Origin of the sequence: Komagataeibacter oboediens (assembly GCF_018491655.1) — a bacterium.
GTDB lineage: Bacteria > Pseudomonadota > Alphaproteobacteria > Acetobacterales > Acetobacteraceae > Komagataeibacter > Komagataeibacter oboediens.
The window spans coordinates 142,241-167,530 of the sequence record NZ_JABLUU010000061.1; the positions used below are offsets into that span (position 1 = coordinate 142,241).

The 25,290-nt window shown below is 56.2% G+C and carries 23 protein-coding genes; 10 read left to right on the forward strand and 13 right to left on the reverse strand.

Features of this window, described 5'->3' with window-relative positions; translation table 11 throughout:
• Window positions 1-258: 258 nt before the first annotated feature.
• From HNO79_RS17070 to HNO79_RS17090, 5 genes are all read right to left on the reverse strand, one after another.
• Window positions 259-1,497 (reverse strand): DotG/IcmE/VirB10 family protein, encoded by a 1,239-nt coding sequence (locus tag HNO79_RS17070; protein ID WP_141299463.1) that lies wholly within the window; start codon window positions 1,495-1,497, stop codon window positions 259-261.
• A complete protein-coding gene (locus HNO79_RS17075) occupies window positions 1,497-2,477 on the reverse strand; it encodes a DotH/IcmK family type IV secretion protein (RefSeq protein WP_141299361.1) in 981 nt (326 codons plus the stop codon). The genes HNO79_RS17070 and HNO79_RS17075 overlap by 1 nt, the downstream gene beginning before the upstream one ends.
• Window positions 2,474-3,109 (reverse strand): DotI/IcmL/TraM family protein, encoded by a 636-nt coding sequence (locus tag HNO79_RS17080; protein ID WP_141299359.1) that lies wholly within the window; start codon window positions 3,107-3,109, stop codon window positions 2,474-2,476. Before HNO79_RS17080 ends, HNO79_RS17075 begins: the two co-directional genes overlap by 4 nt.
• Window positions 3,110-3,241: 132 nt before the next feature.
• On the reverse strand, window positions 3,242-4,120 hold the full coding sequence (locus HNO79_RS17085; protein ID WP_025811933.1) for a hypothetical protein: 879 nt from the start codon (window positions 4,118-4,120) through the stop codon (window positions 3,242-3,244).
• Between the two features lie 248 nt (window positions 4,121-4,368).
• Entirely contained in the window at window positions 4,369-5,172 is an 804-nt protein-coding gene (locus HNO79_RS17090) for a helix-turn-helix domain-containing protein (RefSeq protein ID WP_025811934.1), read from the reverse strand.
• Between the two features lie 424 nt (window positions 5,173-5,596).
• Between HNO79_RS17090 and HNO79_RS17095 the strand changes: the two genes are divergently transcribed.
• The 8 genes from HNO79_RS17095 to HNO79_RS17130 are packed head-to-tail and all read left to right on the forward strand — an operon-like array spanning window position 5,597 to window position 12,748.
• Window positions 5,597-5,851 (forward strand): hypothetical protein, encoded by a 255-nt coding sequence (locus tag HNO79_RS17095; protein ID WP_183481441.1) that lies wholly within the window; start codon window positions 5,597-5,599, stop codon window positions 5,849-5,851.
• A gap of 52 nt (window positions 5,852-5,903) precedes the next feature.
• On the forward strand, window positions 5,904-6,293 hold the full coding sequence (locus HNO79_RS17100; RefSeq protein WP_227000645.1) for a hypothetical protein: 390 nt from the start codon (window positions 5,904-5,906) through the stop codon (window positions 6,291-6,293).
• The gene (locus HNO79_RS17105; RefSeq protein WP_025811942.1) at window positions 6,290-6,877 is read left to right on the forward strand and encodes a hypothetical protein; all 588 of its coding nucleotides are present in this window, start codon (window positions 6,290-6,292) and stop codon (window positions 6,875-6,877) included. Before HNO79_RS17100 ends, HNO79_RS17105 begins: the two co-directional genes overlap by 4 nt.
• Window positions 6,877-8,061, forward strand: a complete 1,185-nt coding sequence (locus tag HNO79_RS17110; protein ID WP_007396696.1) for a hypothetical protein — start codon at window positions 6,877-6,879, stop codon at window positions 8,059-8,061. Before HNO79_RS17105 ends, HNO79_RS17110 begins: the two co-directional genes overlap by 1 nt.
• A 48-nt stretch (window positions 8,062-8,109) precedes the next feature.
• Window positions 8,110-9,489: a hypothetical protein gene (locus HNO79_RS17115; RefSeq protein ID WP_244987597.1), complete on the forward strand. Its 1,380-nt coding sequence runs from the start codon at window positions 8,110-8,112 to the stop codon at window positions 9,487-9,489.
• Between the two features lie 22 nt (window positions 9,490-9,511).
• Window positions 9,512-11,872 carry a DotA/TraY family protein gene (locus tag HNO79_RS17120; protein ID WP_025811944.1) on the forward strand — a complete coding sequence of 787 codons (2,361 nt, stop codon included), beginning with the start codon at window positions 9,512-9,514 and terminating at the stop codon, window positions 11,870-11,872.
• A gap of 24 nt (window positions 11,873-11,896) precedes the next feature.
• Window positions 11,897-12,394 (forward strand): hypothetical protein, encoded by a 498-nt coding sequence (locus tag HNO79_RS17125; RefSeq protein ID WP_025811946.1) that lies wholly within the window; start codon window positions 11,897-11,899, stop codon window positions 12,392-12,394.
• Between the two features lie 48 nt (window positions 12,395-12,442).
• Window positions 12,443-12,748, forward strand: coding sequence for a hypothetical protein (locus HNO79_RS17130; protein WP_084296402.1), 306 nt, complete (start codon window positions 12,443-12,445; stop codon window positions 12,746-12,748).
• 51 nt (window positions 12,749-12,799) lie between these two features.
• Here HNO79_RS17130 and HNO79_RS17135 read toward each other — a convergent pair whose 3' ends face one another.
• From HNO79_RS17135 to HNO79_RS17165, 7 genes are all read right to left on the reverse strand, one after another.
• Window positions 12,800-13,336: a hypothetical protein gene (locus HNO79_RS17135; RefSeq protein ID WP_025811948.1), complete on the reverse strand. Its 537-nt coding sequence runs from the start codon at window positions 13,334-13,336 to the stop codon at window positions 12,800-12,802.
• The gene (locus tag HNO79_RS17140) at window positions 13,333-14,340 is read right to left on the reverse strand and encodes a thiol:disulfide interchange protein (RefSeq protein WP_141299355.1); all 1,008 of its coding nucleotides are present in this window, start codon (window positions 14,338-14,340) and stop codon (window positions 13,333-13,335) included. Before HNO79_RS17140 ends, HNO79_RS17135 begins: the two co-directional genes overlap by 4 nt.
• A 66-nt stretch (window positions 14,341-14,406) precedes the next feature.
• Window positions 14,407-14,802 carry a hypothetical protein gene (locus HNO79_RS17145; protein ID WP_084296403.1) on the reverse strand — a complete coding sequence of 132 codons (396 nt, stop codon included), beginning with the start codon at window positions 14,800-14,802 and terminating at the stop codon, window positions 14,407-14,409.
• Between the two features lie 514 nt (window positions 14,803-15,316).
• Window positions 15,317-16,042, reverse strand: a complete 726-nt coding sequence (locus HNO79_RS17150) for an SDR family oxidoreductase (RefSeq protein WP_025811950.1) — start codon at window positions 16,040-16,042, stop codon at window positions 15,317-15,319.
• A gap of 64 nt (window positions 16,043-16,106) precedes the next feature.
• Window positions 16,107-16,445 (reverse strand): DoxX family protein, encoded by a 339-nt coding sequence (locus HNO79_RS17155; protein ID WP_141299353.1) that lies wholly within the window; start codon window positions 16,443-16,445, stop codon window positions 16,107-16,109.
• Complete coding sequence (locus HNO79_RS17160; protein ID WP_025811952.1) at window positions 16,438-17,097, reverse strand: TetR/AcrR family transcriptional regulator; 660 nt, start codon at window positions 17,095-17,097, stop codon at window positions 16,438-16,440. The genes HNO79_RS17155 and HNO79_RS17160 overlap by 8 nt, the downstream gene beginning before the upstream one ends.
• Window positions 17,098-17,371: 274 nt before the next feature.
• The gene (locus HNO79_RS17165) at window positions 17,372-18,757 is read right to left on the reverse strand and encodes an Nramp family divalent metal transporter (RefSeq protein ID WP_141299351.1); all 1,386 of its coding nucleotides are present in this window, start codon (window positions 18,755-18,757) and stop codon (window positions 17,372-17,374) included.
• Between the two features lie 176 nt (window positions 18,758-18,933).
• Here HNO79_RS17165 and mntR point away from each other — a divergent pair, with 176 nt between their 5' ends.
• Both mntR and HNO79_RS17175 read left to right on the forward strand, forming a co-directional pair.
• The gene (gene mntR, locus HNO79_RS17170) at window positions 18,934-19,449 is read left to right on the forward strand and encodes a manganese-binding transcriptional regulator MntR (RefSeq protein ID WP_034958093.1); all 516 of its coding nucleotides are present in this window, start codon (window positions 18,934-18,936) and stop codon (window positions 19,447-19,449) included.
• A 1,267-nt stretch (window positions 19,450-20,716) separates the two neighbouring features.
• Window positions 20,717-22,273, forward strand: coding sequence for a carbohydrate porin (locus HNO79_RS17175; protein ID WP_227000638.1), 1,557 nt, complete (start codon window positions 20,717-20,719; stop codon window positions 22,271-22,273).
• Between the two features lie 2,113 nt (window positions 22,274-24,386).
• On the opposite strand, the gene HNO79_RS17180 is transcribed toward HNO79_RS17175, so the two are convergent.
• Window positions 24,387-25,290, reverse strand: a 904-nt coding sequence (locus HNO79_RS17180; protein ID WP_214165970.1) for a glycoside hydrolase family 36 protein, incomplete at its 5' end; no start/stop codon positions are given.

The window sequence follows — 25,290 nt, forward strand, 5'->3', positions numbered from 1 at the left end:
AACGGGTCGGTTTCTGTCAGGTGCTGCTGTCACAGGTTGCGGGTGAGGAGAGAGAGGCTCGGCAATTGTGTCCGGCGTGGGCGAAGGGTCAGGCTCGGGCGTCGTGCCCAGCTTGCGAAACGGGACAGGTTCAATGCCGCGATCCGCGCTGAACGGATCCCGGGACGTCGTTGCGGTTGCGGCTGAGGTCATGGTGAATGCTGCCTTCTGGTAGAGAGTGCAGAATTCGCCGATATCATGCGACCGGTGCCCGAAAACTTACTTCTTCATGACGACGTCCGACATGAAGATCACGCCAACACTGACCTGAGCGGCAAGATTTACGCGCGGCTGGGTCGGCATCTGCTGCATGAGCGCGCTGTTGACCTGCGAGGCCGCTGCACCGGCCGCCACGCCCAGTTGTTGCGGGAAATTCAGTGACTGGACGTAGTTGACGTTGCCGAGGGCTCCGATCGAACCGGTCGTGTTCGACGTCATCTCGATCGCCTGCCCGAGCCCTTGGACAAAGGCGGCAGCGGCGGGAAGAACAAAGCGCTCGACGTATAGCTGGTCAACGCTTGAGGCCACGGCAGCTTCCATGGTGTCCGGCGCAACCACCATACCTTCGACCTGGATCGGGGTCGGATCATTCTTATGGAAGACCTGATCAACGCGGACAACCAGCCTGTTCAGATGTCCCCCGGCCCTTCTGACGGATGCTTTCATCCTGTCGCCAGCGAGTGGACCTGAATCAGCTTCCAGGATGATTTCTCCCCCGAGATCGCTGTTGGTTGCTGAAACCGTATGGGCGTAAATCCCCCGTCCGGCAGGAACAAGAACGCGGGAGAGAGAAGTCTGGGAATTTGCTGTCGCCGCCGAAGTTATCGAAGGGGAAACCGCCGGTTTTTTTGTCTGCTCCCTTCCGGTTTCCGTCTTTTCATACAGGACATTTGTGACCGGAAGGCGTCCATCAAGACGGCCTGCAAGATCCATGATCGCATGTCTGTATGCGGCGATTGCGTCCTTCTGGAGCTGCGGGTCACGTGGCATGGCAGCACGGAAGGCTGTATCCGTCTGCACTGGTACGACGGGAACGCTTGGTACGACCTCAGGCGCGTGCGGGGCTGGCGCTGCGGCGGCCTTGGCCATCGCCGGGTTGACGTCCGCCCCGACCTCCTGGGCGACCGGGGGCGGGGGAGGCTTGTCGTCGGGATGGGTGGGCGTGCCCGGTGCAATATCGGGTGAATACGATTGTCCCGCAGTCTGTGCCCGACCTGCCTCGTCGCGGATCTGATCTTCGCGGAGTTCCTGCTGGCGCGGATTGGAATTCAGGCCGCCGGGCAGGGGGTTGGCGGCGGGCGGCCTGCCGGGGTCCGAGCGTGGAAGCTCCTTACGGTGGATGGTGGAGATGAGTAGCGTGACGCCAAGAACGGTGCCAATACTCCCAAGGATAGCGAGCAGACGCCGGTTTCCGCCCCGCGACGCATCACTGAACAGCTGGTTGAATCCGGGTTTCATCACTGTGCGTCCCTGATATGGGCCGAGACCGTCCGTCCCGCATCGGAGAGAAGGACAACGGGGGCCTCATGGAAGGCATAGAGCGTGTATCCCCCTTCACCCTGCTCCATGCTGTCCGATGAAGGCGTCATGAGGTGAAGGCGCGTGCGAAGATAGACCTCATTTCCAATCCGCCAGGCGCGCACGTCATCGGGTGAAATACCCTCGACGGCCAGCGGAACGGCTGACGCTGGTGGAATACCGCTTAGCATGGCGTTCATGTAGGGCTCGCCTGTCGCGGGCACTCCGGGGCGGCTGTCGACCGGCTCCCGGGCATTGGGCCCTCTCTCGGACATGCGGACGGTCAGGTTGTCATCGTAGGATCCACGCCCCGCGATCAGCAGGAAGGAGACCGGCTTTGGCGCGTTCTGAAGCGTTACGAGCAGTCCACCTCTGGGCTGGAGCGACATCGGTTCGATATTGATGGTATTGGAGCCCTTGAACGGGACGCAGGTATAGAAACCTGTTGTCTCAACCGCAGGATTCCCGGCCGACGCGCCGCTTTTACCGGAAGCACAGTTCGTGCTGCCGTCCGGGTTGGCGGAATTGCCAGACGTATTCCATGCTATCGGCCAGGGCAGTCCCGTGCTGTCCACGAAGGACAATGCGGTCGGATAGCCTTTTGTCGTAAAGATCAGGCTTGTCTGCTGACCAGGCGCAAAAGAGACACGGATCGCCGGGCGCGCATTAGGGGTCGCGAATTCCGTGCCGACCTGCTCCGTGGCACGACGCACGTCCTTCAGGCGTTCCCCCAGCCGAAGGATTTCTTCGGGCGTGAAAGGAATGGCCTCATGCTCGGCTTCATCTTCGGCTGCCTGATCCTGATCGTCTGCAGGTATCGTTGCCGCAGGCCCGGGCTGTGATGGCTGCTGTGCGAGTGCCGCAAGTGGCAGGATGGACAGGGTCAGCGGAAAGAGAGAAAGAATTCGCACGGTTGTCACTCCCTCCCCGACGAGACGACAAGCTGTTCGATGGCCAGTCCATCAGGGTGATCCAGGTCCTCCACGCGATCAATCGTCACGGTTGCCATCAGCACTTGCGTATTCTGCTGGTTGACGTTTTCGCAGGTCTGGATGAAAGGAAACTGTATTACGTAGCGCGCGTGTCCCTGCACGACAGTCTCGGCGCGTACGGTCGCGGCCCGTGTCGGCTGCGCATAACAGAGCAGCTTTGCATCCCTGAGTTTCGCCAGATTCCCCTGCGTAATGAAAGACTTTGCAAAGGTGTTCCATCCGTTGAGCGTGTAGTGAGCGCCCGCGGTGTTCATCTGGGTTGGAAAATCACGATAGTTGATGTTGTAGGGTGCGATCGCCCATTTGACGGCCCAGCCGAGAAGCTGGTCCTGGCCAAGTACCGGACTGGTGAGCGCCACGGCCGGTCGGGGAGCATTCTGGCCGTCAACGTAGAAATAGAGGGGTGTGGGCGGGTGTGCACGGATATAGGCGTCGTGTGCCGCGAACACGATGACCACGCCCGCCAGTGCGATGTTGAGCAGCAGCGATCTGTCTACAACAATCCCCTGAAAGTCGGGGTCGGTAAGCCGCCTGGTTACTGCGGAATTAAACAGCCGCATGGCGCGCCTCCCTTACGGGGGCATGAAAAAAGGTGATCATCACTCTACTCTCATTTCCCGACGGTGATGAGAGCAGGCTGGAAGTCTATCTTGCGACCGGCACGTTTTTTCTTTGACGGTTCCCGCTACTACTCAAGCGGCAATGCCATGCGTGGCGGCAATGCTGCGGCGGTACCGTCTGCTGACCCGGTCACCACCCTTGCGGGTGGTCCAGAAAAAGCATCCGCTCTTGCAAAGACATTCCCGCCGGATGTACTGGTGTTCGCCGATATAATATTCGGCCCTCGCGTGAATGAACCAGGGCACTTTGGCGCCGCGTCGTGGCGGAAGCTGTTCCCAGCAGCTTTGGGATTTCAGCGCGCTTTCCGAAATAAGGAAGTCCCGTGCAATTTCACGCGGGTTCTGAAATGCAAAATGGCGGTAGGCGATTTCAATGTTGGCGGCCTCGTGCCACCGTACCTTGTCTCCCCCCTTATGTCCTGTGAGGGTCAGCCTGTTGAGGCTGTTCCTGACAAGCCATGTCCGTCCCCGCCGGGCTTCATGAGGAAGCAGGGAGGCCTGTTCCCATGTCAGGACAGCTTCGGGATCTGCGGGAATGGCGCTCCGCTTTTCGGCAAGTATGGTCTCCGCCTGTATTTTTGAGAGCCTGATGCGCGGTGGCAGGCCAAGCTGCTTTCTTTTTGCACGCACGCTCCCGGCCGAGCGGCCAAGCATCTCGGCTATGTCGGCGGTTTTATCACCACAGAGCCAGCGTTGGCCAAGGATGAGCAACTGGGTCCTTGTCCATGCTCCCCTGCGTGCAGGCGCTTCATAAAAAACATTCTGGGGTCGGTCGGCCCATTGCGCGACTGACTCCTTTACCTCCTGCACTGTCAGGGTAAGCATTGTCGCTACAAGGACCTCGTCGCACAGCCTGGCATAGAGGGCGCGCGTCATTTCTGGCGTGGGATAGGTCTGAAGCCATGTAAACAGACCGTGTTTTATAACCTGGCCGAACGATGCTGACTTCATGGCGGTATGCCCTCGTCATCGCGTTTTCGGGATAGGCTGCGTGTTTTGGGAATAATATCTCTTAAGCGTTATATAACCGTCAAGAAATAAATATCGCAGAACGCGCTAATATGACTCCAGACGCGGTTTCCGGTCCGCGTTGGTGATCAGCCGGGGCACATCACCTGGAATGGGCAGCCCAAGGCATAGGGTCTGCCATAAGAAAGGAGACCCCTTTCCTGACAGTCTCCATACCTTCATGCACCCGGTCAGTGGTTTGCGATATCGTCGAGGTGACCAATAATGGACTCGAGATCAGCGAGGGCTTCGAGTTGTGATTGCGCGGACATTGCCCACGCGGTCATGTCCAGGGAACGCAAAAGGTCTGCGTCGTCATGTATTCCCGGGATCAGGTAATAAACGGAGACGGACAGTCCTTCGGCAATGCGATAAACCGTTTCAAGGCTCGGATTTCTCAGCCCTGCTTCGATCAGGCTCAGGCTGGTCAGGGAAACATGTGATTTATGGGCGATCTGGCTCGCTGTTGCCCCCTGAAGCGTCCTGAAGATCTGAATCCTGCGTCCAAATATCTCGAGGAGGTCCTGCCGTTCCCCCGAGGTGAAGGCGACACTGTGTGAATAATGATCGATCGGCAATCTGGCCGGTATTTCCGGCAGGTTAAACGTCTTGGAAATATTGCCAATAATGTCGCGTAATTTCTGGATCGCCAGATTGTAGTCCGAACACTGCTTCATGGTCTTTTTCAGCTGCGTCGCGGATGCCACCAGATCCAGATGGGCAAACCATGTACCTTCCGGTGCACCTTGCGGAAGAATATCGCGCGGATCTATCTCAAATACCCGTAGCAGCGCCGATAATGTTTCCAGGGAGACCGGACGACCTGCTTCGATGCTCCGTATGACCGATACATTCAACCGTGCCAGTTTGGCGAGGTGCACCTGCGTCCAGTCAAGCGCCGTCCGCCTGTCATAAATGATTTCCCCGATGTCTTTATATAATTGGCCGGATGCAAATAAAGCCTCGGCTTGCATCTTGCCATTGTCATGGGACATTTTCGTTTACTCTCACGGCGGGCATTTTCCTCAGCAAAAGAAACTTCCAACATCCAGAAGATATCGACTGGCCGCGCCCTGACAGCGGATCAGCCGTGATGGAACGTCATGATAGTCGAGTTGGAGCCCGTAAAAAAGGTGTCTGAGGTCGCAAAGGCCGCTGCTCTGGTCAGGAGAGCTTGATGGAGACACTCATATGCCTGTTATGCCTGCCGTGGTTATGGCGCTGGCCTCTGGCCCCATATCTGTCACACCTGCCGCGTTTCATCTGGTCCAGACAACCTCTCCGGACACTTCGCGCCAGTCGGTATTGACGTTGCCCTCAGTGGGCACGACCGGCGGGGAGACCTTACCTTCACCGGGAGACACTGGTCAGAAAGGGCCGGGCGTATTGGCGGACACTGGTAAGGATCCTCGAACATCCGTGGCTGTTCCAGCCCGTCGATATTTCCATATCGCCAGTGGATACGGAAAGCAGGTTCCACTTGACTTCGCCATACGCCAGATCGTTCCGCATGGGGTGCGCGTCGTGTTCGCGGCGGACGTGGACACCAGCGTTCCTGTTGACTGGCAGGGCGGCCGGGAATGGAACAAGGTTCTGGCGACCACGGTAGCCCAGGCGGGCGACGTCATTGATGTCGGTCATAATAAAGTCGCGGTCCGACGTCGAATTCGCTGACCGGTCGCATGATGGTCCGACACCTTCGTCGTAATCACCCGAGGAAGGTTCCATGAACAAGCCCTCATCCGTCCGGAAATCCGGACCTCCTTCCCCGATGCCCAATGTCGCCCTTGCGCTGGATGCGCTCGGCGAGATCTGGCGCATCAGGGGCGGAGAGGACGTCATCGCGATGTTGGACAATGATATGACAGCGAGGACGGCCTGGCACGCCGTACTCGCTGGTGTCGCGCCGCATGAATGGCCTGATCTGGTCAGCTCCCTTGACGCGCTGATCCCCTATCTGCGCGGCCGTAGGGACCTGTTGTCGGCGGACAGCCTTTTTGGACGGGGCGTGATCTCGGAAAGCAGGCGCCAGGCGCTTCATCGCCTTCTTGCTCCGGAAAGGATTGCCCTGCTGGAGGCTGTGACGCGTCCGGCTACACGTCAGGAGGCTGTATGATCCGTCTGCGCTTCCGTGTCCTGTTGTCAGTGGCTGCCGCTCTTGTATCGATACAGGGGCATGCGCAGACCACGTCATCAGCCGCCTCTGGTGCCACGACATCTACGGGAAGCGTCGGCTGCGCCGCCCTGACCCAGGCGGCGGCAACAGCCGTAAACGAACGCGTCCAGGCCAACGACGCCTATGAAAAGCAGCCGGATAGCGTCAACGGCCTGTCCTGCCTGAGCAATTTTTTCAACGGCACCGGACTGAATCTCATCACGAACGGCCTTGATCCCGCAGCCCTCCTGCAGGCCGTCGAGGGCCAGATAGGTGGCCAGGTCTGTCAGGCCGCACAGGCGGCATGGGGGAACGCCATGGGGTCGACCCAATGTGGACTCAGTCTGTCAGGCGTTAACCTGGGGCTCGGTTTTGGCTCGAGTAGCGGACTCATGTGCCCGAGCCTGAGTTTCGGTGGTGGTGGTCCGCCAATTGCGACTGCCATTGCGGGGACGTCCAGCAGTACGACTGACCTGTATATCAACGGATCTCCCCAGCTTCCGACCGGATACAGCCTGAGCAATCTCGTGGACGGAGTATTCTGATGCGCAGGCTGCAGATGGTTGCCATTGGTGCCGCTTCGTGCGTCTGCGTGTTGGCAGTCACGCCGCGTCCGGCATACGCGCTTTTCAGTGATGCCGCTGTCGTTGCAGCGATCAAGCTTCTTCAGGCGTTCACGGGCAACGCCCTCAATACGATGACGAAAAACCTGACGGACAGCATCGATTCAAATCTCAGTAGTCTTACAAACCCGAATTCCGTTGCGTCTCTCCTGACGAAGGGTTTCACGCAGGTTGCCAATTACGCGAAAGCCCAGGTCGGTGCCCAGTCGCAACTCATGGATGCTCAGGACGCGGCGATGGCCGGATTTCTACGGCGTCAGCAGGAAACCGGAATCCGGGACGAGCATATGATGAATCCGGAATTCTGCGCGGGCCTTGATGCCCAGCAGTCCACCGTGGCCGCGTCCAAGGCGGCTCGATCCGCGGTGTATGCCATCGCGACCGTAAGCGATCCCCGTGGTGAGGCAGGTCAGGGGACGCCCTCCTATTACGGCAAGTCACAGGGCACGGATGCGAACATGTCCCTGCACCTCAAGCGCTACTGTTCATCCGACGACGTGGCGCAGGGGCTCTGCTCTTCCGTGTCCCGGCTGCCGAACGCCGACCAGCGTGCTGCCAGCCTGTTCGGCGCCGATACCCTGTCCGCGGATGGCGCAGTGGATGCAGCCAATGATTATGCGACCACGCTCATCCAGCCGGTAGCGCCGGCGGCCCTGCGTGGCGAGCAGCTGTCCAGCCTTCGGGGACGTGAAGCCGCAACCCGGCGCCGGTCGTACAACAGTCGTATGTCTCTTGCCCGCTGGGTCACGGGCTATGTCACATCTCTTGGTGTTCCGTCTGTCGCGCTCACGCGGGACCAGAAGGCTGAAATGACGGCCGAGGGGCTCACGCCGCTCGACAAGGCGTCGTGGCTGCAGGCCATGGCGCTGGAAGTCAATCGCAGGGTCTCCAGCGTAAGCTGGAACGCCTCGCTCCAGGCAATGCCTCCCGCGTCGGTCATGCGCGAGGTTGCCACCGAGATGGCGCAGTCCAATTACCTTGCGCTGCAGAACTACCGTCTCGGGCTCTACCTCGCGACCATGGGAGCTGCCCGGGTCGCGCAGGAAGAAGAGGTCGCCTTCAAGGACGGCCTGACACCGATGCCTTCCCCCACGATCAATCCCTAGAGGTTTGCCATGTCTGAGGCCCAGCAGAAAACCGGCGATATCGAGGATGTGCTGAAAACCCTTGATCGCGTGCAGTCCGAATACAGGAAGCAGGCACCCGGGCAGGCCGCCGCATATGATCGGTTGCGACAGGAATCCCGAGAGCCTGACGTCCATAATGATCCCGGCTTCCGTACGCGCGTGGCATACGCCGTGCAGGATGTAGAGCGTCTTTTGGGACCGACGCTGAACGATGACCATCCGCTTCATGCTGAGATGACGGAGCGCGCGGCGCATTACCCGGGTCTGAACGAACCTGTGGTCGCTGCGATGATGCGTGAAACGCATCGCCTTCAGCAGCCAGAAGTAAACGCGATCCGGACACTTGCCAGCGAACTGGTTGAAGGACGTCAGGATCCGGACCACCCGGACATCGCGCACACCATCGAGAACCTGAGGGCGGCCGTCTTTCCCGAACCAGGGCACCAGCCAGCGCCAGGGCATGACCATGCTGCCGGGTCTACGCACGGTGAGAAAGGTCAGGCGGACAAAACCCGAGGAATGGCGTCCCCGGGGGAGGGCGCTCCGCCAGGACCGGAGCAGTCAGCCAGCAGCCAGCCCGGACAGACCCATACGACGGATCCTCAGAAGGACTTTCGAGAGAAACAGACAGGTCCGGCAAAAGATGCGCCGGAAAGCCGATCGACGACGGATAGCAATGAAACGAAGGAAAAGGCGGCGGCGAACACGCGGGAAATGAACGCGGGGGCGGGGGCCAAAGATCAGGAGCACGTCAAGGTTGTTCGCGGTGGCGGCTTTGCCCGCCTTGCGGAAGCGATTGCCTCGCGCATTGATAGCCAGCCTGCGAACCCGGCATCATCGTGGATGGAAAAGGCCGCCGATTTCAGCACCCGGCTGCACAACGCGCGTGACGAAAAGAGCCTGGAGGCGACCGAACGTCTGGGAAAGCAGGCGGTGGAGGCCCTGCGTGACCTCAGGGAGCGGCCAGCTTCCTCCATCATGGCGGCGATTTCAGATGCAGGAAAGGGCGACCCTGACGGTGTTGCCGGTGTGTTGTCGGAGATGAAGGCCGGTGGCCGGTATGCAGATCTGCATAGCCAGTTTGTGACGGAGAAACAGAATAACCAGGCGTTCGCGGCGCAACTGGAGAATGTCACCAGCAGGCTCGAAGCCTACGGAAAGGGAAGGGAAGCCGCCGAGGCAACAGGCCAGCGCATGGGAATGCCCGGCAGTGTGACGCAGCGCTTCACCCAGATCGATGCCGAGATCGGCAGGACTGCTGCCGAAGTGCCCGGAAAAAAAGAGGGAGCCAGTGCCCTGGAAGACATGAGCGAGCAGGTCCGCGAGATGATGCACAAGGCTGTGACTGCGGTGACGGATTTCATGATGCGGATGCATCCCGGTCCCACCGCCAGTCCTGCGCCGTGACCGTGCTGCTGGAGGACAAACCATGAAGCGCTTTCGCCGCCCTGTATTCGCCATCCTGCCACTCCTGTTTCTGTCGGCTGTTACCGTGTCTGCGGCAGCGCAGACGGTTGTTGCGACCGGTTCGGGAGTTGCAGCCAGCAGCACGGGCTATAACGTGACATGGGACCTGCTTGATCCGGGCAGTGACTGGGCGGCGCAGGTCATCCGGTCCGTATTCCCGGTTTTCGGGCAGGATACGAGCGCGCCCAGCATCGGCAACGAGGCGACCGTCATAGGAACCATGATCGGGTGGTTCTCCGGGTTCGTCATGGCATTTGCGATGGCGGTCGTAAGCTATATCTACTTCATGAACATCCACCGGGGGGCAGAAACAGCGCAACTCCTTGGCAACAACCAGACCAGCATGTCGATTGTGCGGATCGGGATTGCGGCCATCCTGATGTGGCCGCTTCCGGCAACCGGCTTCAATGCGGCGCAGGCCGTTGTCGTGCAGGGCTCGCTCTGGGGCATCGGTATGGCGAAGGTCGTCTACGACAAGGCGAAGCAGGCAATCGGACCAGACGGCAAGGTCATCGCACAGCCCCTTATCCCCGGCACAAAGGGGATTGTGACCGGTCTTGTGAAAAATGAGTTCTGCCGGGCCATTATTAACATTGCTGCGAATAACACGAACCTGATTGCGGCCCCGACCGGGCAGACCGTCCTGTCCGTGACCGGCGGGAAGATGGGAATCATCAACTATTCTTACAATATGGCAGCCGGCGCAGGAGACGGGACACCAGTTTGCGGGGCCGTAAGTTTGCAGGCGCCCAACACTGACGCGGTGAATCTGGCCGGTTTTCAGGTCGATCAGGCGGGTATGCAAAAACAGGTCCTTGATTCCGTGATCCTTGGCGACATTCGCAGCCAGGTTGCGCAGGTGGCCCAGAATTACTGGCAGACGAAAACGACAGCGTCGCTGGCCCCACTCATGACCATCATCGTCAATGCCACCAACGATTATGCGTCGAGGCTCACGACGCAGGCGGCACAACTGCGGTCTAAGCTTCAGGACACGGTCAACAATCAGACGCTCGCGCTTCACCAATGGGGGATTTCGACGAACGGAGATGCGGTCAACACCAGCAACCAGATGGATAATCTCGGATGGACCGGCGCAGGAGCCTACTATCTCGAATTTGCGCGCCTCAACGGCCAGACCCTGTCTCTCATGACCGCAACGCCAACCATCACCACCCCATCCTATTCCGGTCTCGGAAACTATCTTGCCTCGGACATTGCGCCTCTTGTGCAGTCTGCGGACACCTTTATGGAAAACATCGACAGCATGGTTGCGACGCAGGATGGCGTGACCGCGCCAGGCGGGAATGCCGACCTGTACACAGGCGCGATACCGGGTGGAGACGGTGCAGGTGTGCTCGACCAGCTGTTCCGCGCCCTGCACCTGAACGATTACGCCCTGCAGATCGTGACCGGATTTATCGAGCCGTCCGGGACGAACGGCTACTGGACGGATCCGTTTGGCAATCTCATGTCACTTGGAAACTGGATGATCACGACCGCCCTTCTCACGATGGGCACTGCGTCGGTTCTTTCTTCTACGGCCGGGACCGTTGGTATCGGCGTGCTGTCGCTTTTGAGCGGGAATCCAGAAGGTGCCGTTGCGGCAGGGGCCGGGCACGCGCTGATGCACTTTTTTGGCGCGCCGATTATCGGCGGCTGTTTCGCCATGCTTATGCCAGGCCTCACCATCGCCTATGTCATCCCGATGATCCCGTTTGTCATGTGGATGTTTGCCGTGGCTGGATGGTTCATCATGGTCTGTGAGTCCGTGATTGCAGCACCTCTGTGGATGCTCGCGCATATGACCATGAACGGGGAGGGGCTGCACGGTCATGCAAAACAGGGTTATGCTCTTCTGTTCAATGTCATCTTCCGGCCGGTGCTGATGCTGTTCGGGCTTTTCCTTGGATATTTTATATTTGATTCAGTGTCGTGGCTGATCCACATGTGTTTCGGCATTGCGGCCGGACTGGTGCTGTCAAACGGCTGGATTGTCAGCAACTTCCTCGGCATGATTGTTCTGGTCAGCCTCTTTGTCATGATTCACGTCACCCTGGCGTTCATTTCATTCAGGATGATCTCAATCCTGCCCCAGCGGGTTCCCGCCATGATCGGATTTGGTGACGTGGACCGGGTCGACATCGACCAGTTCAGCAGAGACGCCGCCGTTGTCGGTATGGCGGGCACGTTGCTCTCGATTCAGCAGTCGCTCGGCGGGAGTGATCGAACTGCGACCCAGCCTATGGATGATAAAAATAGTCAGAAAATATATACGGGTGCAAATAAAGCTGTAGATACGACAATGAAAAAGATTCTATAGTGCGATACACTTGGAGGGCATGAAATGTTTGGTGGCAACGGGATGAGTGGGCCGGCAGGCTTCATACTCGGACGCATGTCGTGTCAGTATAACGAGAGCTTGCAACGCAATATCCGACAGGCCCTTCATGGCGCTGCTCCGCCGCATTTTAACGAACTCGAAGAGCAGGTTCGGTTAATCAGTCGCTTGACCGAGGCACTTAATCTGGCGAATGCTCATTCTGATAAACTCGAAAGCCAGTTGGAAGACTGGAAAGACTACGCTCATGGCCTGGAATCACAGATCAGAGAACTGAAAGACCATCTTTGTCGGACGAGTGCTCATGCTGAGCAGGTTGCCAACGATCTCAAAATATCAAGGGGACAGGAAAAAGACCGGGCGCGCGATCTTGAGGCGACCTGTATCAATTATCGCCGACTCAGCGATGATCATGCAGCGTTGACGACCAAGGCTGCGAATATGGAACGACGCATTCGAGGCTACCTCTCCATGGAAGACGAATGGAGAAAGCGGCAGTCCTAGTCGCAAGATACTTGGTCAGGATGGTCTCCTCTAAGCGGGAGACCATTCGTGAAACATTTCATTCTGCCTCTTGTCCTCTCCCCCTTGCTTGCGGCATGCAGCGCTGGCAACGTGTCATCTGCTGCCCATGTGCATGGCCCAAAGGCTCCCCCGACCAGGCATGCGCGTTACGATCCGCACGCGGCCTACGGATCGACACGTGTAATCTGGACACCCCCAACGTACAATCGCGCCGGTACGATCGTCCGGCCTGATGATCCACGGGCGATGTCGGGGCGCGAGGATTACGAACATGCCTCCTGGGCAACAGGCGCTCAGGGCGGCGACAAGAACGCGCCACCCGGCACGTTCTGAGTGCTCCGCCGATCCTATCTATTCACAAGCGTAATGCAGATGGACTTGCGGTTACGGCCTGCGTGGAATGAGGCTGTCGGCGGTGGCGACAAATTGGCAGGCGGAACCCAGGCGGCGTTCGCGGATCTGCCAGTTGAGCCACGCGTTCTGAAACGCCACAAGTGTTAGAAATGTCCAGAAGGGCGCGAACTCCAGCGCAGCAAGGAGTTGGCTGCCCTTCCAGCGGGAAAGGAGCATTTCTCCGGTCCAGCCAAAAACCAGAACAACAGCGAGCATACTGGCAGCAAGCGCCCGTCTGTATGTCTCATGCTGTCTCTGATCGAGTAAGATCGCCACAACGCGGGGTTCGACGCCATATTGGGCAGCGATCGCGGCGATATCAATAGGGGTACCATCTGGCGCCCGCGGGCCCTGCATACCGGCTTTTGGCGTCAGTAATCCCTTCCCGAGGGCTTCAATCAGCGCGGCATTTCTCGTTACATCGGACCAGGCGACCAATGTACGTGGATCGCCAATCACCAGCCGGGCCACCTTGCGCGTTCTTGCAAAAAAACGCCGCGGGCCGGTCTGGTCCTGTCGTGTCTTCATTGCGAGACCGAGGTCAGAAACGTGGCGACATCCGTGGGAACGCCGTCGAGCCGGCCGATCCTGCCATTGCGGTGCATCCAGACGAAGGTTGGGCTCCCTGTGAGCCCTATCCGCCGTGCAATCCCGGTATTGCGGGCAAGCTTCTCCTCACTATCCGGTTCAGGTGCTGTCAATCCAGGGTTTAGGCGACCGTTGACCCACGCTTGTGCCATCTCGTTTGCCGGAAGCGACAGCATGGCTCTCGCATTGACGGTGCTGGCGCCATTATCCTCGTAATCAAGCAATGACAGCGGGACTATTTTCAGGCGAACTTTCCCTGCATCGATTGCGGGCTGAAGGATATGCATCGCCTTCATCGAGTAGATACATTGCGGGTCTATGAACATGATGACTTCCGGGGCTGAAGGTATCCCTATAAGGCCTCCCGAGAGACCCGGGAGCCCGGACTGTTCGTTAGCGTCGGCTGAAGCGCCAGAGATACTGATTTCCGGGACGGCTCCAGGAATGCCCCTGATCTGGTCTCTCGTGATGTCCTGTCCGGTGGCGCCCCACATGCGGGCAGCGACTGCTGCCTTGCCATCCGGGGTCGCATAGACGACCTGAAAACGGTTATCTGCCCGAACAAACATTCCCCTGATGCCATCGACCGGTGCGAGATCGTGGGCGCGCGACCCGGCCAGGGAACGTAGGGTGTCGTAGGCTACCGGAATCAGCGTGCCGCTAAGCACGATCGCGTGGCTTCTCGGGGCAAAGAAGACCAGGAGTTTGTTCCGCGCATGGGCGATGCCCGTCTCAAACCCATGTATATTGGACAACATCTCGACTTGAGCTCCGGCGGTTCCGAGGTGAACTATTGCGTCAGTTGGGTCTGTGTCATCGTGCTCCGATATGGTTGTCACAGTGGTTAAACTGCCGGCAGCCCGAGGAACAGAGGAAGAACATTGTTGACCAAACGCAGGACGAGGCAGGACCAGCAGGAACGGGATAAGGAAAACATGGCGCATATCAGGAAATCTCCAGACACTTTACATGTCCAGTAATCGGCAATCATGCGACTTTTTCAGGAAACATCATTCGCAATCAATACCTGCTTCTGGTGAAGAAGGCTTTTCAGAAGCGGGTAAAGTTACGGAAGATTCTGTTGCTTCTTCGCGCTCAGACTCGTCTTCAAGCTCATTAGGGAGCATCTCATTAGTCATCTCATCAAGAATACTGACACGTAGCAGCAAGTAACGAGACTCCGGGTGCTCGTCTATTAATTGACGCCCTTTTTCTTGGCAAAGTGATAGCATCCAGCGCAGCCACTGCACCTGTTCTTGTCTGGAAATGGGTTTACTCTCGGGCGAAACCATGTATTCGATATGGCGTCTAATTCCCAGAATGGCCTGAGCCAACGACAAACAAAGTTTCCTTGACGGTTCATCGTCGATAAGGTCAAACCGTAAACGAAGTTCGTCAAACTTCATATCATCCCCACACGACTTTATATTCTGGAAATATGGTCCGTGTAGTGCACAAAACATTTTCATATATACAGTTCTTATATAAGAACGACATATTTTATTATTGTACGATTATTCCTCTAACTCCCTTTCGCATGCCTGCACGGCATGATCAGTAGAACTCTCAATCTACACGAATCCAGAACAATGTAACGCTTATCTCTATTTTGTGACTAAATGTTACGTTACATTTCGACCGATGTGTGACTTTGGAGAGACAAATCTCTATCGATTCCACAGCAGGTCGAATTTCTGATAATATTTCGAAGGATAGATGGATTTATAAATATGTTCTAATAAATATAAACATTGACGGGTTATGATACCATTCCCTTCTGACAAACAGCATATCTTCGCAGATGATGCCGTAGTCCCGTGCCCGGTGCGGCGCATCAAAGTTAACCGCCGTTATGGCACATGGTAAATCCCTACAAGCTTCGTGCCTTTCGCGATATTTTTGTCTCCAAGTGTTCACTAATTACCAATCTACACGACCGTTTTCGTCAGCGAAGGTACCTGTCGGGCCGGCGTCATCAAGCAATGCGTATTGAATGGCCACCTGTGCTGCCTGATCAGGCATGCGGTCGCCATAATGGTTGGTGGCATCCGTCGCTGTCAGGCCGGGACAGATGGCGTTTACCTTGATATTCTTTTCCATCAGCAGTTTTGCATAGCTGAGCGTCAGGGAATTGAGGGCTGCCTTGGATGCCTGATAGGTGGGCATGGCGACGTCCTTGTAGATCCAGTCCGGCTGTGTCCGGCTTGTAAACGAGGCCAGAACGGATGACACGTTCACAATCCTTGCGTGTCCGGACTTCTCAAGCTGCGGGATCATGGCGTCTGTAAGGGCAGCCGTGCCCACAACATTCGTCTCAAGCGTCCGCGACAGTTTTTCGCGAACCGGGGTATCCGGGTAGAAATCCAGACTGATGCCGGCATTGTTCACGAGGATATCCAGACGACCGTACTTCTCGCGGATGAACGTTACCAGATTGTCGATGGTGGCCTGGCTGGTTGTATCCAGTTCAACAGCTTCGACCTGCGTGTCAGGCGTGCTGATTTCTGCTGCCACTTTCTGGCCAGCTTCAAGGCTTCGGGCCCCCAGCAGGACTTTTGCGCCCCTGTTGGCAAGGCCCTGCGCGATGGCGCGGCCAATACCGCGTGTTGCCCCGCTGACGAGGGCAATGGGTTGGATCTGGCTCATGTATGAACCTTTTCAGTTGATAGCTACGGAAACGGCGGTCACATGCCGAACTGGCATGCTCTGATCATTTCCTGTGGAGATAGACAGACAGCACCAGGCAACCAAGAACGACGGCGGGAGCAATCGCATGGGTGTATTCGCCATGGAATATTACGGTCACGATTGCGGACGCCATGATACAGGCCGCGAGCAGGCTGCCGATCGTCCGGCTTGCCTGTCGGGCCATCAGGATAGCCGATGTGAGTTCAAGGCTGCCGGTTACAAAATGGAACCAGTCCGGATAGCCCCACCGTGCGTATTCTTCCGTAATGGTCTTTGGCGCAAGGATGTTGCCAATCGCGCCGATTATGAAAAAACCGACCAGCGCATAAGCCAGAATCTGTTTTGCAGGGACATTACGCATGGTCCGTGTCCTGAGCAGCCGTGAGGAAAAGAGAAACCGACAGGGCTATGGTGTTGCTATCCTGATCGGCGGTCGTTCGGGGGCCACCGGTCAGCAACTGCAACTGCGCTTCTCCCGTAACCATATGGATGAAAGCGTAAGCCAGACCGGATGCATCCATATCCGTGCGTAACCTGCCCTGGGCCTGCTGTTTACGGATCCAGCCTGCCAGGACCGACTTTGCATTGTGGTGGCCGGCAGACCAGATGGTTCGTGAGAGTTGGGGAAACCGTTTACCTTCCGCGATCATCAGACGGTGCAGTTCGATCACCCGGGGCTGTTTGATGATATGGAGAATTTCAGAACCGAATTGCTCCAGAGTCTGCCTGATGCAGGCATCTTCCAGCGTCAGATTTTCAAGCGGCTCTGCCAGTTTCCTGCATTCTTCCGCGATCACAGCGGCAAAAAGCCCTTCCTTGCCCCCGAAGCGCTCATAAATGTTCCGCCTTGACCCACCCACTTTCTGGATCAGCATGTCCAAAGAAGTCGCTTCATAGCCATGTTCAAGGAAAAGCTCGGTGGCAGAATTCGTTAGCTTCCTGAGACGTTCGATGCCTCTGGGTCGCAGTGCTTTTTCCTGTGAAACGGGATGGTATGATTGTGCTGAGGCCATAAGTGGAAACGGATCCTTCATGCCGATTGTGGTATGGTAACGTACGGTACCATAAATGCAATAGGCTGATCTCCGAATATGACGGAGCATGGCATCTGACTCTTGAGCATGCTTATGCGCTCAAAATCAGGCCATCACGACCTTAAGCCACAGTATTGGCCATGATGATGTGGCGCGTGCATCGGTGTTGACCGTAATGATTGGCAAAACGGCATGCGCACAGATTTCGATGTGCGCATGCCGTCCGGATTTTTCTGATAATGAATAAGGCTGGTCAGGGTTGGGCGGAGAAGATCGTGTCGTAAAGCAGCTTGAAGTTGAGCACCAGAATAATGGCCGCCACGATCCACGACAGCGCGGCAAGTTTTCTGGAGATCACGAACTCGCCCATTTTCCGTCGGTCGGATACGAACATGACCAGCGGGATCACCGCGAAGGGCAGTTGCATCGACAGGATAACCTGGCTGAACAGGAGCAGTTGCCCCACGCCGCTGCTGCCATAGATCGCTGTTACGATCACTACAGGAATGATCGCGAGCCCACGTGTCAGCAGACGTCGTGCCCAGTGTGGGATGCGGAGCCGCAGGAAGCCTTCCATGATGATCTGGCCAGCCAGCGTGCCGGTAATGGTCGAGTTGGTGCCCGCTGCCAGTAGCGCCACGGCAAACAGGGTAGACGCAATGCCCATGCCCAGGATTGGCGACAGGAGACGATAGGCATCCTCGATTTCCGCCACATCCTGATGCCCGGTGGTATGGAACGCGGCGGCCGCAACGATCAGGATGGCAGCGTTGATGAACAGGGCCAGCATCAGGGCAATCGTACTGTCCCATGTCGACCAGCGGATCGCTTCGCGCCGCCCGACGGGCGTGCGTTCGAAGGCGCGGGTCTGCACGATTGAAGAGTGCAGGTACAGGTTATGAGGCATGACCGTCGCCCCGATGATGCCGATCGCGATATACAGCATCTGGCTGTTGGTCACGATCTCGGTCGAGGGCAGGAAGCCTTTCAGGATGCCTGCCAGCGGCGGTGCCGCCGCCACGACCTGCACGGCAAAGCAGATTGCAATGACGCTGAGCAGGCCGATGATGAACGCTTCCAGATAACGGAAGCCCCGGTTCATCAGGACAAGGACAATAAAGGCGTCGAGTACCGAGATTACGGCACCGACCAGCAGGGGGATGCCGAAAAGCAGTTGCAGGGCCACGGCCGTGCCGATGACCTCGGCCAGGTCGCAGGCGATGATGGCCAGTTCGCAGGCAAGCCATAGTGTGATGTTTACGATAGGCGGAAAGTGATCGCGGCACGCCTGCGCGAGATCGCGCCCCGTTGCGATGCCCAGTCGGGCCGATAATGCCTGCAGCAGAATGGCCATCAGGTTCGACAGCATGATGACGGCAAGAAGGGTATAGCCGAATTGCGCGCCCCCCTGCAGATCCGTGGCCCAGTTGCCCGGGTCCATATAACCGACCGAGACCATATATCCCGGTCCCACGAAGGCCAGGAAGCGGCGGAACCAGGGCGCGTTGCCGGAAGGAAGCCGCACACTGGCAAAGACTTCCGGCAGGCTGTTGCTGCCAGCTTCAGTCGGGCTGGCAAAGCGCCACGCCGTCTTTTCTGGCGCAGATGGGAGAGGGATGGGGCGTGAATCATGGGGCATGGGGACACACTAAATCGAATCGAATGGCGATATGCAATATGCTATAATAGAAAGCATACGGAAAACAATTGGGTGAAAGCGGTTTTCTGAAGCTAATGACATATTATGCGTTTTATAATGAAGTATGCTAACCAGAATAATGCTTTTTGCCTGCCTCCATGGGAGTGGAAATCACAATGAGACAAAACGATTTACAGCGGCTCAAGAAAGCAGCCGATACGCTCCCGGACTCCAAAATCCATTCAGAGGGCTTCCGTGCCAACCGGATGGCAAGGCAGAATGCCCTGATCGAAGATTACGTGGAACTGATTGCCGACCTTCTGGATGAAGGCCAGGAAGCACGTCAGGTCGATCTGGCGGAACGTCTGGGGGTCTCGCAGCCGACCGTCGCCAAGATGCTGGTTCGTCTGACGGATGAAGGGCTTGTTGCCCGTAAGCCATACCGCGGGGTGTTCCTCACCGAGGAGGGGCGAAAGATGGCGGAAGCGGTCCGTACCCGGCACCGTATCGTCGAGGCATTCCTGCTTTCACTTGGGATCAGTCAGGAAAATGCACGGATCGATGCCGAAGGATTGGAACATTACGTGAGCGCCGAGACACTCGATGCGTTCCAGCGCGCAATGAATGCCGGACTTGCCCAGTTTATGGTTGGTTCCAGGCAGGCCGTTCCCGAGTTTTCTGGGTTGGACTGACCGGGGACGAGCCTGCTGCATGCAGTGTAAAGTACGGCTGCAGGCGTTTCTCAAATTCCGTTAGATTTGGGACGAGAATACGGACTGCGTGGCTGCTCAGTATGAGCGTGATGTCAAGCAATAGGGATTTGCGGCCCTTGTGCGTCCGACCTTCAGTGAAGTCCCAGGACCACACGCGTTCGCGATGCTGCGGGCGCAGCTGGACGCAAGATCAGGCGTCCAACCAAAGGCAATTCTGTTTTGGGGTGCCTTCGGAACGTCAAGTCCCTATCGCCGACAGATCCGCCGGGCCTCAGAAAAACATGGATGCAGCGATAGCTATAGCGGTCGTAATCTCTGGTGAGCACGATGGTATCGGTCGTCAACCGGTGCTCAGCCGTATTATCATTTGCGAGATGACGCAGTGTTGAGGAGGGGCGATCGAGCATCCAGCAGGTCCGCGGTTCCAATACTGCCAGCGCACGACAGACCCGTCTGATCGCCTTAGTCTGATGCGAGATCCGTCGTTCGCGTCTTCAATCGGGTCTTTTCCCGCTTCCGATCTTTCATGTGACGTGTGAGATCACCCTCAGGCCATCATATTTTTTAAGCCACCGACACTGCATCTGCTCGATAGTCTATAAATGAAGGTCGTGGGATGATGGTGTGTCGTGATCTGAGTGGACAACTGCAGCGTTCCGCTCTGGCATGATCATCGCCCTAAAACGGACTGCATAGAGATCCAACAGCACAATGCTGTACTATATTAGGCAGTCTGGTGCCTAACGATTAGTCTTCCGGCGCATATAGAGCATGTCATTGCTGATTTGTCTCGCAAAGATAGAGCTGTCGTCGGCTTTATTTGCTCTTGCTACGGCTGGACAGTCGAAATGGCGGCCAAATCTGTCGGTACCGCCATTTCTTTGGAATCCGGGACTGCCGATCAAATGACCTTAGGAGATATCCGCGGATTGTCCCACGGGAACTATATGCCGGATATATACATTATAGCACCCTGCATACTTAAACGTCCGTGCTATAAGCGGGTTAACTGGAAGGGCTGCGACAGAATGTTTGTCGGAATTCATCGTCATACAAGGGGGGGCAGATCATTCGCGAGATGCGCCTGTCCCACGAATACGGAACAATATTTATAGTATAATCAACGCATAAAATAATAAATTCATATAACAGGGTGGAAATGAAAAATAATATCAAATGCAATTATGGATATATTTTTATCGCGTTCGCCATAAATGCTTTTTTTATAATCAATTTTTGCGGAATTATGAAAGCCTATGCCCAGTCACCTCAAACCCAGATCGAAGAAGATCGTGCCCGTCTTGGTAACTCTACCCCGCTGATCCAGCAGATCGATCCTGCCACGGTACGCGATTCAGAACGCGCCACAGCCGATGCGGAGGAAAAGGCTGCAGTCGCTGCGGGAGACGGAGACAAACTGGATACCAGCAGCAACCTGTTGGGGAACATGTGGGGCGCACGGTCATGGATGTACAAACACGGCATCACCTTCGACATCCAGGAAGTCGATGAAGTCTGGGGCAATGGCACCGGTGGCACCCCCAGCACCAACGGAGATGGCCAGGGTTCGGGTACAGGCCCCTCCTATGATGCTGTGACCATGCCCACCCTGACTGTTGATACCGAAAAGCTGTTCGGGCTGAAGGGCGGTCTGTTCAATGTCAGCGCGCTGCAGACACGCGGCCGTTCCATCTCGCAGGATCACCTGAATAACTTCAACCCCGTCAGTGGGTTCGAGGCCGACCGCTCCACCCGCCTGTTCGAACTGTGGTACCAGCAGTCGTTCCTCAAGGGCAAACTTGATGTGAAGATCGGCCAGCAGGATCTTGATACCGAGTTCCTGATCAGCGATTACGCCTCACTTTACCTCAATGCGAACTTCGGCTGGCCGATGGCCCCCTCGGTCAACCTGTATGGCGGCGGTCCGTCCTGGCCGCTCTCGTCCCCGGCTATTCGCATCCGCTACCGGCCGAGCGAGAAGTTCACCTTCATGTTCGCCGCTGCCGATGATAACCCGCCGGGCAACCGCTACAATTCGACACCCATCCAGCAGGCGACCGGTTCGGACCTCGGTAGCAACAGTGACCCCACCAGCCAGACCTATAATGGCGCCAACGGCAGAAATTTCAACATGGGCACCGGCGCGCTGCTGATGACCGAACTGCAATATGCGCTGAACCCGCAACCTGCCGATATGTCGAACGTGACCAAGAAGCCCGGCCTACCAGGCGTGTACAAGCTGGGCGGATATTACGATACGGCCAGATTTGCCGATTACCGCTATAACCGCAATGGGGGTTCCCTGGGGGCGGCCACGTTGGCCGCCAACCCCTCGCAGGCTGATCTCACTTCACGCTGGGACCGGGGCAACTGGATGGTCTATGGCATCATCGACCAGATGATCTGGCGGCCATCGCTTACATCCGCCCGTTCGGTGGGCATATTCGTGCGTGCGACAGGCAATGGCGGTGATCGCAACGAGATCAGTTTTGCCATTGATGCAGGCATCAACCTGAAGGCCCCGTTCAGGGGGCGCGACAATGACACGATCGGACTGGGTTGGGGTATCGGTCGCGCCAGTTCAGGGCTTCGGCAGTTCAACCGGGATAGTCAGTCGCTGATACCGGGGAATGAAAACCATCTTGAACTGACGTATCAGGCGCAGGTTACGCCTTGGATGGTCATGCAGCCCGACTTCCAGTACGTCTGGCATCCCGCGGGCGGAAGCGGCGATCCGTCTTTCCCCTACCGCCGCACGGGCGATGAGGCCATTTTGGGTCTGCATAGTAATATTACGTTTTAGAGAAATAAATCCTGGTCCGGATCGCGGATATACGTCCCGAACTTATATGACTGTGTGTGTTTGAAGGTGCTCAAACTGATGGAACAATAATCATATTTATCTATGCAATTAGGATTTATGAAAAAATAATTACTGTATACCATGAGGAAATATCATAATACTGTCTGCGACAATCGATGGTTCTCTACAAGAAAATGAAAAGGGAAAACCATTTCGTTTTACTTTTGCAGGCTGTGCCCCGGAAGTCAGTCGATAACTGATCCTGCGGTTGTAAGTGGTATGGGAGGTCATCGGATTGATCATTGTTGTCACAGCAACGGGGAGATCAAAACGGCTTTTGATAATTCGCAAGTCAGGAGGTTTACTTTTATGAATTAGAGCATCTTCAGCAGTTCGTATGTGTCCATTCAAACTGGATCTGCTCTGGCCCGCTCAGTCGGGCGGGGTGACCGATAGCTGGAGTATTGATTGTGTCATCTTTTTTTCTTGCTGCTCTGATCTCCTTGCGTTTCGCAACCTGATAGTCACTTTCCTGTCGGCTGATAAAAATCCACAAGAGGACGACACATACTGCGGGCGAAATACCGCAAAATGATTTTAACGGGAGACCCGACAATGAGATCAAATACTATCGATGATCTGCACGTGGGATGTGGTTGGTCTCATTCTGGATCGGAAACGCTGACCCCACACCAAAAGTAGGCGATGCTGCCTTTGTGGACAAAGGCGGTTATGAGACCTTATCGCGCGAGGGAAGTATGCGCGGATCTTTCGTATTGATGGGATTTGTTGCAGGTAGCTATTCCGCGCAATGGGATATCGAGCGTCGCAGCCTGAGAGCCAATGGTCAAAAATTGGACCGGCAGGTTATCGAAAAATTCCCATAGATCTTAAATGGAATATAATTTCCCAATATAGTTCTTATCATTCTATGTATAAATATTATTTGTTTATTATTTCGACCACAAAGTGGCGGTGATAAGAATAATGGCTATAATCCGAACAACGTTAGGAATGGTAATAAATTGGGAGTACAAATTTTCTCTCCTGATTTAAGCACGCAACGTTATGTCCGCAGGCTGATCAATTTCGAAAGCCTTTTGATCTAGTCGGTGATATCGTCAGACGGTCTACGATAACCCTTTTGAGAACTTGATAAGCTTTTCAACTGTTCGTGCTTTCTCGCGTAACCGGGGTTTCAGGACTCAGGGACATACTTCTGTTGTTATCTGCGCCCCACAAATATGCAGTACGCTATATAAGAAAGCAAGATGAAATTCTTTATGCGCTGGCAACATGGTGCTGTTTGGTTTTAAGGAGGCCTTATGGGACCACGTCAGCAGTATTCATTGCAAAGCCGCAGAAAGGGCAGGGACAAGGCAGATGCAGCGCCAGCATCTGTCATTGATTCACAAAGCCAGCTGTGAAAACGGCTTCGCAGGTCGATCTTGAGGTTAAGGATCGGGGTTATCTACCAGAGGTGCCCTGCATGACGATGCTGCATCTTCAATACCCGAGATATATATCCTTCTCCGCCATGGTTCGCTGGCAAGCGTCATATCGTGCAGAACTCGGGTTGAAGACGTTTAGAGCCGCATCGGTATGGACGATTGCGAGCGGGGCTGGATAACATTTCCACCTGACATTCTTATGGCGGAAACCGAACGTCGAATGCACCTACCTGCGCGTTGTATGGGCGAATCCGAATCTCGCTTTGGGCGTTGTGATTCGGATGGACCGACACAACGCATGGCGTCTGCATGTCGGCATGGCTGGATTTACGTCCCATAGAGTGCCAGCACGCCATCTGGTGGCGAAAGTGACAGTTACATCGGCCAGGCGAGGTACAGCTTATGGGATCCAAAACAATCGTTAGAACGAATGTCTCAACTTATATCAGGGCCCCGCAGATCGTAATATCTTGCACAGTGCACCAGCTCCGCCAGTGACTGTGAAGATAGCTGCGCCTGGTGCGAGCATAAGCTGGTTGGTGCCTGCTCGACGAAATCGCAATCTCATTAACCGGGCGTCAAAAAAAATATCGGGATAAAGTTCGCTTGTGTCAGATGTCTAGCGAATATCGCTCTTTTCAAAGTGCACCCTCTGAGCAATTTTATCCCGGCAAAATATCTATTGCATTGCATTCCAGTACAAGAGCCTGTGCCGGATAAAGTCGAGGAAGAGTCAGGCCCATCTCCGTCAGAACTGCCCCGCTGACAATGATGCCTTTTTCAAATAAAGACCGGTTCGCTGCAGATGGATTGTTGCCCATCAGTTTCTGGGGGGAAGGCGCACACACTTTATATTGGCGGGCGGGATCTAGCCCTGGGAGTAGGACGGGCGCTGCAGATCGTGCCTGTCCGGAGCCACTCTGGGCGATGAGGAATACCGCAGCGGAACAGTCCGTTGCCGTTACACCCCGCACAACACGGTCTGCTGTCTGCTCACCAAGTTGAGCGTCGCCTGAATGAAGCAGGCTACGCAAACGTTTATGCAGGTTGATCCACTGAACAAGTTCGTCGCGTTCGTCGGCACTTAGTTCCAGCGGATCGAGTTCAATTCCGAGGTGACCGAATAGTGCGACTGCGGCCCGGAACCCGAGTGTGAAAACGCGGTCGGTTATACCATTCGGTACGGCCGAAATATGCGTGCCGGTAATTTCGGGGGGCAGGAACTGCCAGGCGCCGCCTTGGATACGAAGCCGGTCCAGTGCGTCAGTATTATCCGAAGTCCAGACCCGCTGGGTGTGGGCCAGAGCACCCCAGTCCGCGCGGCCGCCGCCCGATGCACAACTTTCGATTTCCAGTGCAGGATGGGTGGCGCGAAGCCGGTCCCATAGGGCATATAATGCGAGAACCTGACGCCTGTAAGCCGCACGGCCATGAGCATCGGCCGCTTCAACCAGGTCTCTATTGAAGTCCCACTTGATGTAGTCGATGCCAACATGCTGCACCAGGTGGGATATTTTGGCGAAAAGATGCTCTGATACGTCTTGACGCGAAATATCAAGCACAACC

Bases quoted from the DNA above. Each gene is read 5' to 3' on its own strand.
- mntR (WP_034958093.1), top strand. From the start codon at position 18,934: ATGAGACAAAACGATTTACAGCGGCTCAAGAAAGCAGCCGATACGCTC.
- HNO79_RS17070 (WP_141299463.1), bottom strand. From the start codon at position 1,497: ATGAAACCCGGATTCAACCAGCTGTTCAGTGATGCGTCGCGGGGCGGA.
- HNO79_RS17150 (WP_025811950.1), bottom strand. From the start codon at position 16,042: ATGAGCCAGATCCAACCCATTGCCCTCGTCAGCGGGGCAACACGCGGT.
- HNO79_RS17140 (WP_141299355.1), bottom strand. From the start codon at position 14,340: ATGCGCCATGTTTTCCTTATCCCGTTCCTGCTGGTCCTGCCTCGTCCT.
- HNO79_RS17100 (WP_227000645.1), top strand. From the start codon at position 5,904: ATGAACAAGCCCTCATCCGTCCGGAAATCCGGACCTCCTTCCCCGATG.
- HNO79_RS17105 (WP_025811942.1), top strand. From the start codon at position 6,290: ATGATCCGTCTGCGCTTCCGTGTCCTGTTGTCAGTGGCTGCCGCTCTT.
- HNO79_RS17145 (WP_084296403.1), bottom strand. From the start codon at position 14,802: ATGAAGTTTGACGAACTTCGTTTACGGTTTGACCTTATCGACGATGAA.
- HNO79_RS17085 (WP_025811933.1), bottom strand. From the start codon at position 4,120: ATGAAGTCAGCATCGTTCGGCCAGGTTATAAAACACGGTCTGTTTACA.
- HNO79_RS17090 (WP_025811934.1), bottom strand. From the start codon at position 5,172: ATGTCCCATGACAATGGCAAGATGCAAGCCGAGGCTTTATTTGCATCC.
- HNO79_RS17125 (WP_025811946.1), top strand. From the start codon at position 11,897: ATGTTTGGTGGCAACGGGATGAGTGGGCCGGCAGGCTTCATACTCGGA.
- HNO79_RS17175 (WP_227000638.1), top strand. From the start codon at position 20,717: ATGAAAGCCTATGCCCAGTCACCTCAAACCCAGATCGAAGAAGATCGT.
- HNO79_RS17165 (WP_141299351.1), bottom strand. From the start codon at position 18,757: ATGCCCCATGATTCACGCCCCATCCCTCTCCCATCTGCGCCAGAAAAG.
- HNO79_RS17080 (WP_141299359.1), bottom strand. From the start codon at position 3,109: ATGCGGCTGTTTAATTCCGCAGTAACCAGGCGGCTTACCGACCCCGAC.
- HNO79_RS17135 (WP_025811948.1), bottom strand. From the start codon at position 13,336: ATGAAGACACGACAGGACCAGACCGGCCCGCGGCGTTTTTTTGCAAGA.
- HNO79_RS17160 (WP_025811952.1), bottom strand. From the start codon at position 17,097: ATGGCCTCAGCACAATCATACCATCCCGTTTCACAGGAAAAAGCACTG.
- HNO79_RS17110 (WP_007396696.1), top strand. From the start codon at position 6,877: ATGCGCAGGCTGCAGATGGTTGCCATTGGTGCCGCTTCGTGCGTCTGC.
- HNO79_RS17120 (WP_025811944.1), top strand. From the start codon at position 9,512: ATGAAGCGCTTTCGCCGCCCTGTATTCGCCATCCTGCCACTCCTGTTT.
- HNO79_RS17155 (WP_141299353.1), bottom strand. From the start codon at position 16,445: ATGCGTAATGTCCCTGCAAAACAGATTCTGGCTTATGCGCTGGTCGGT.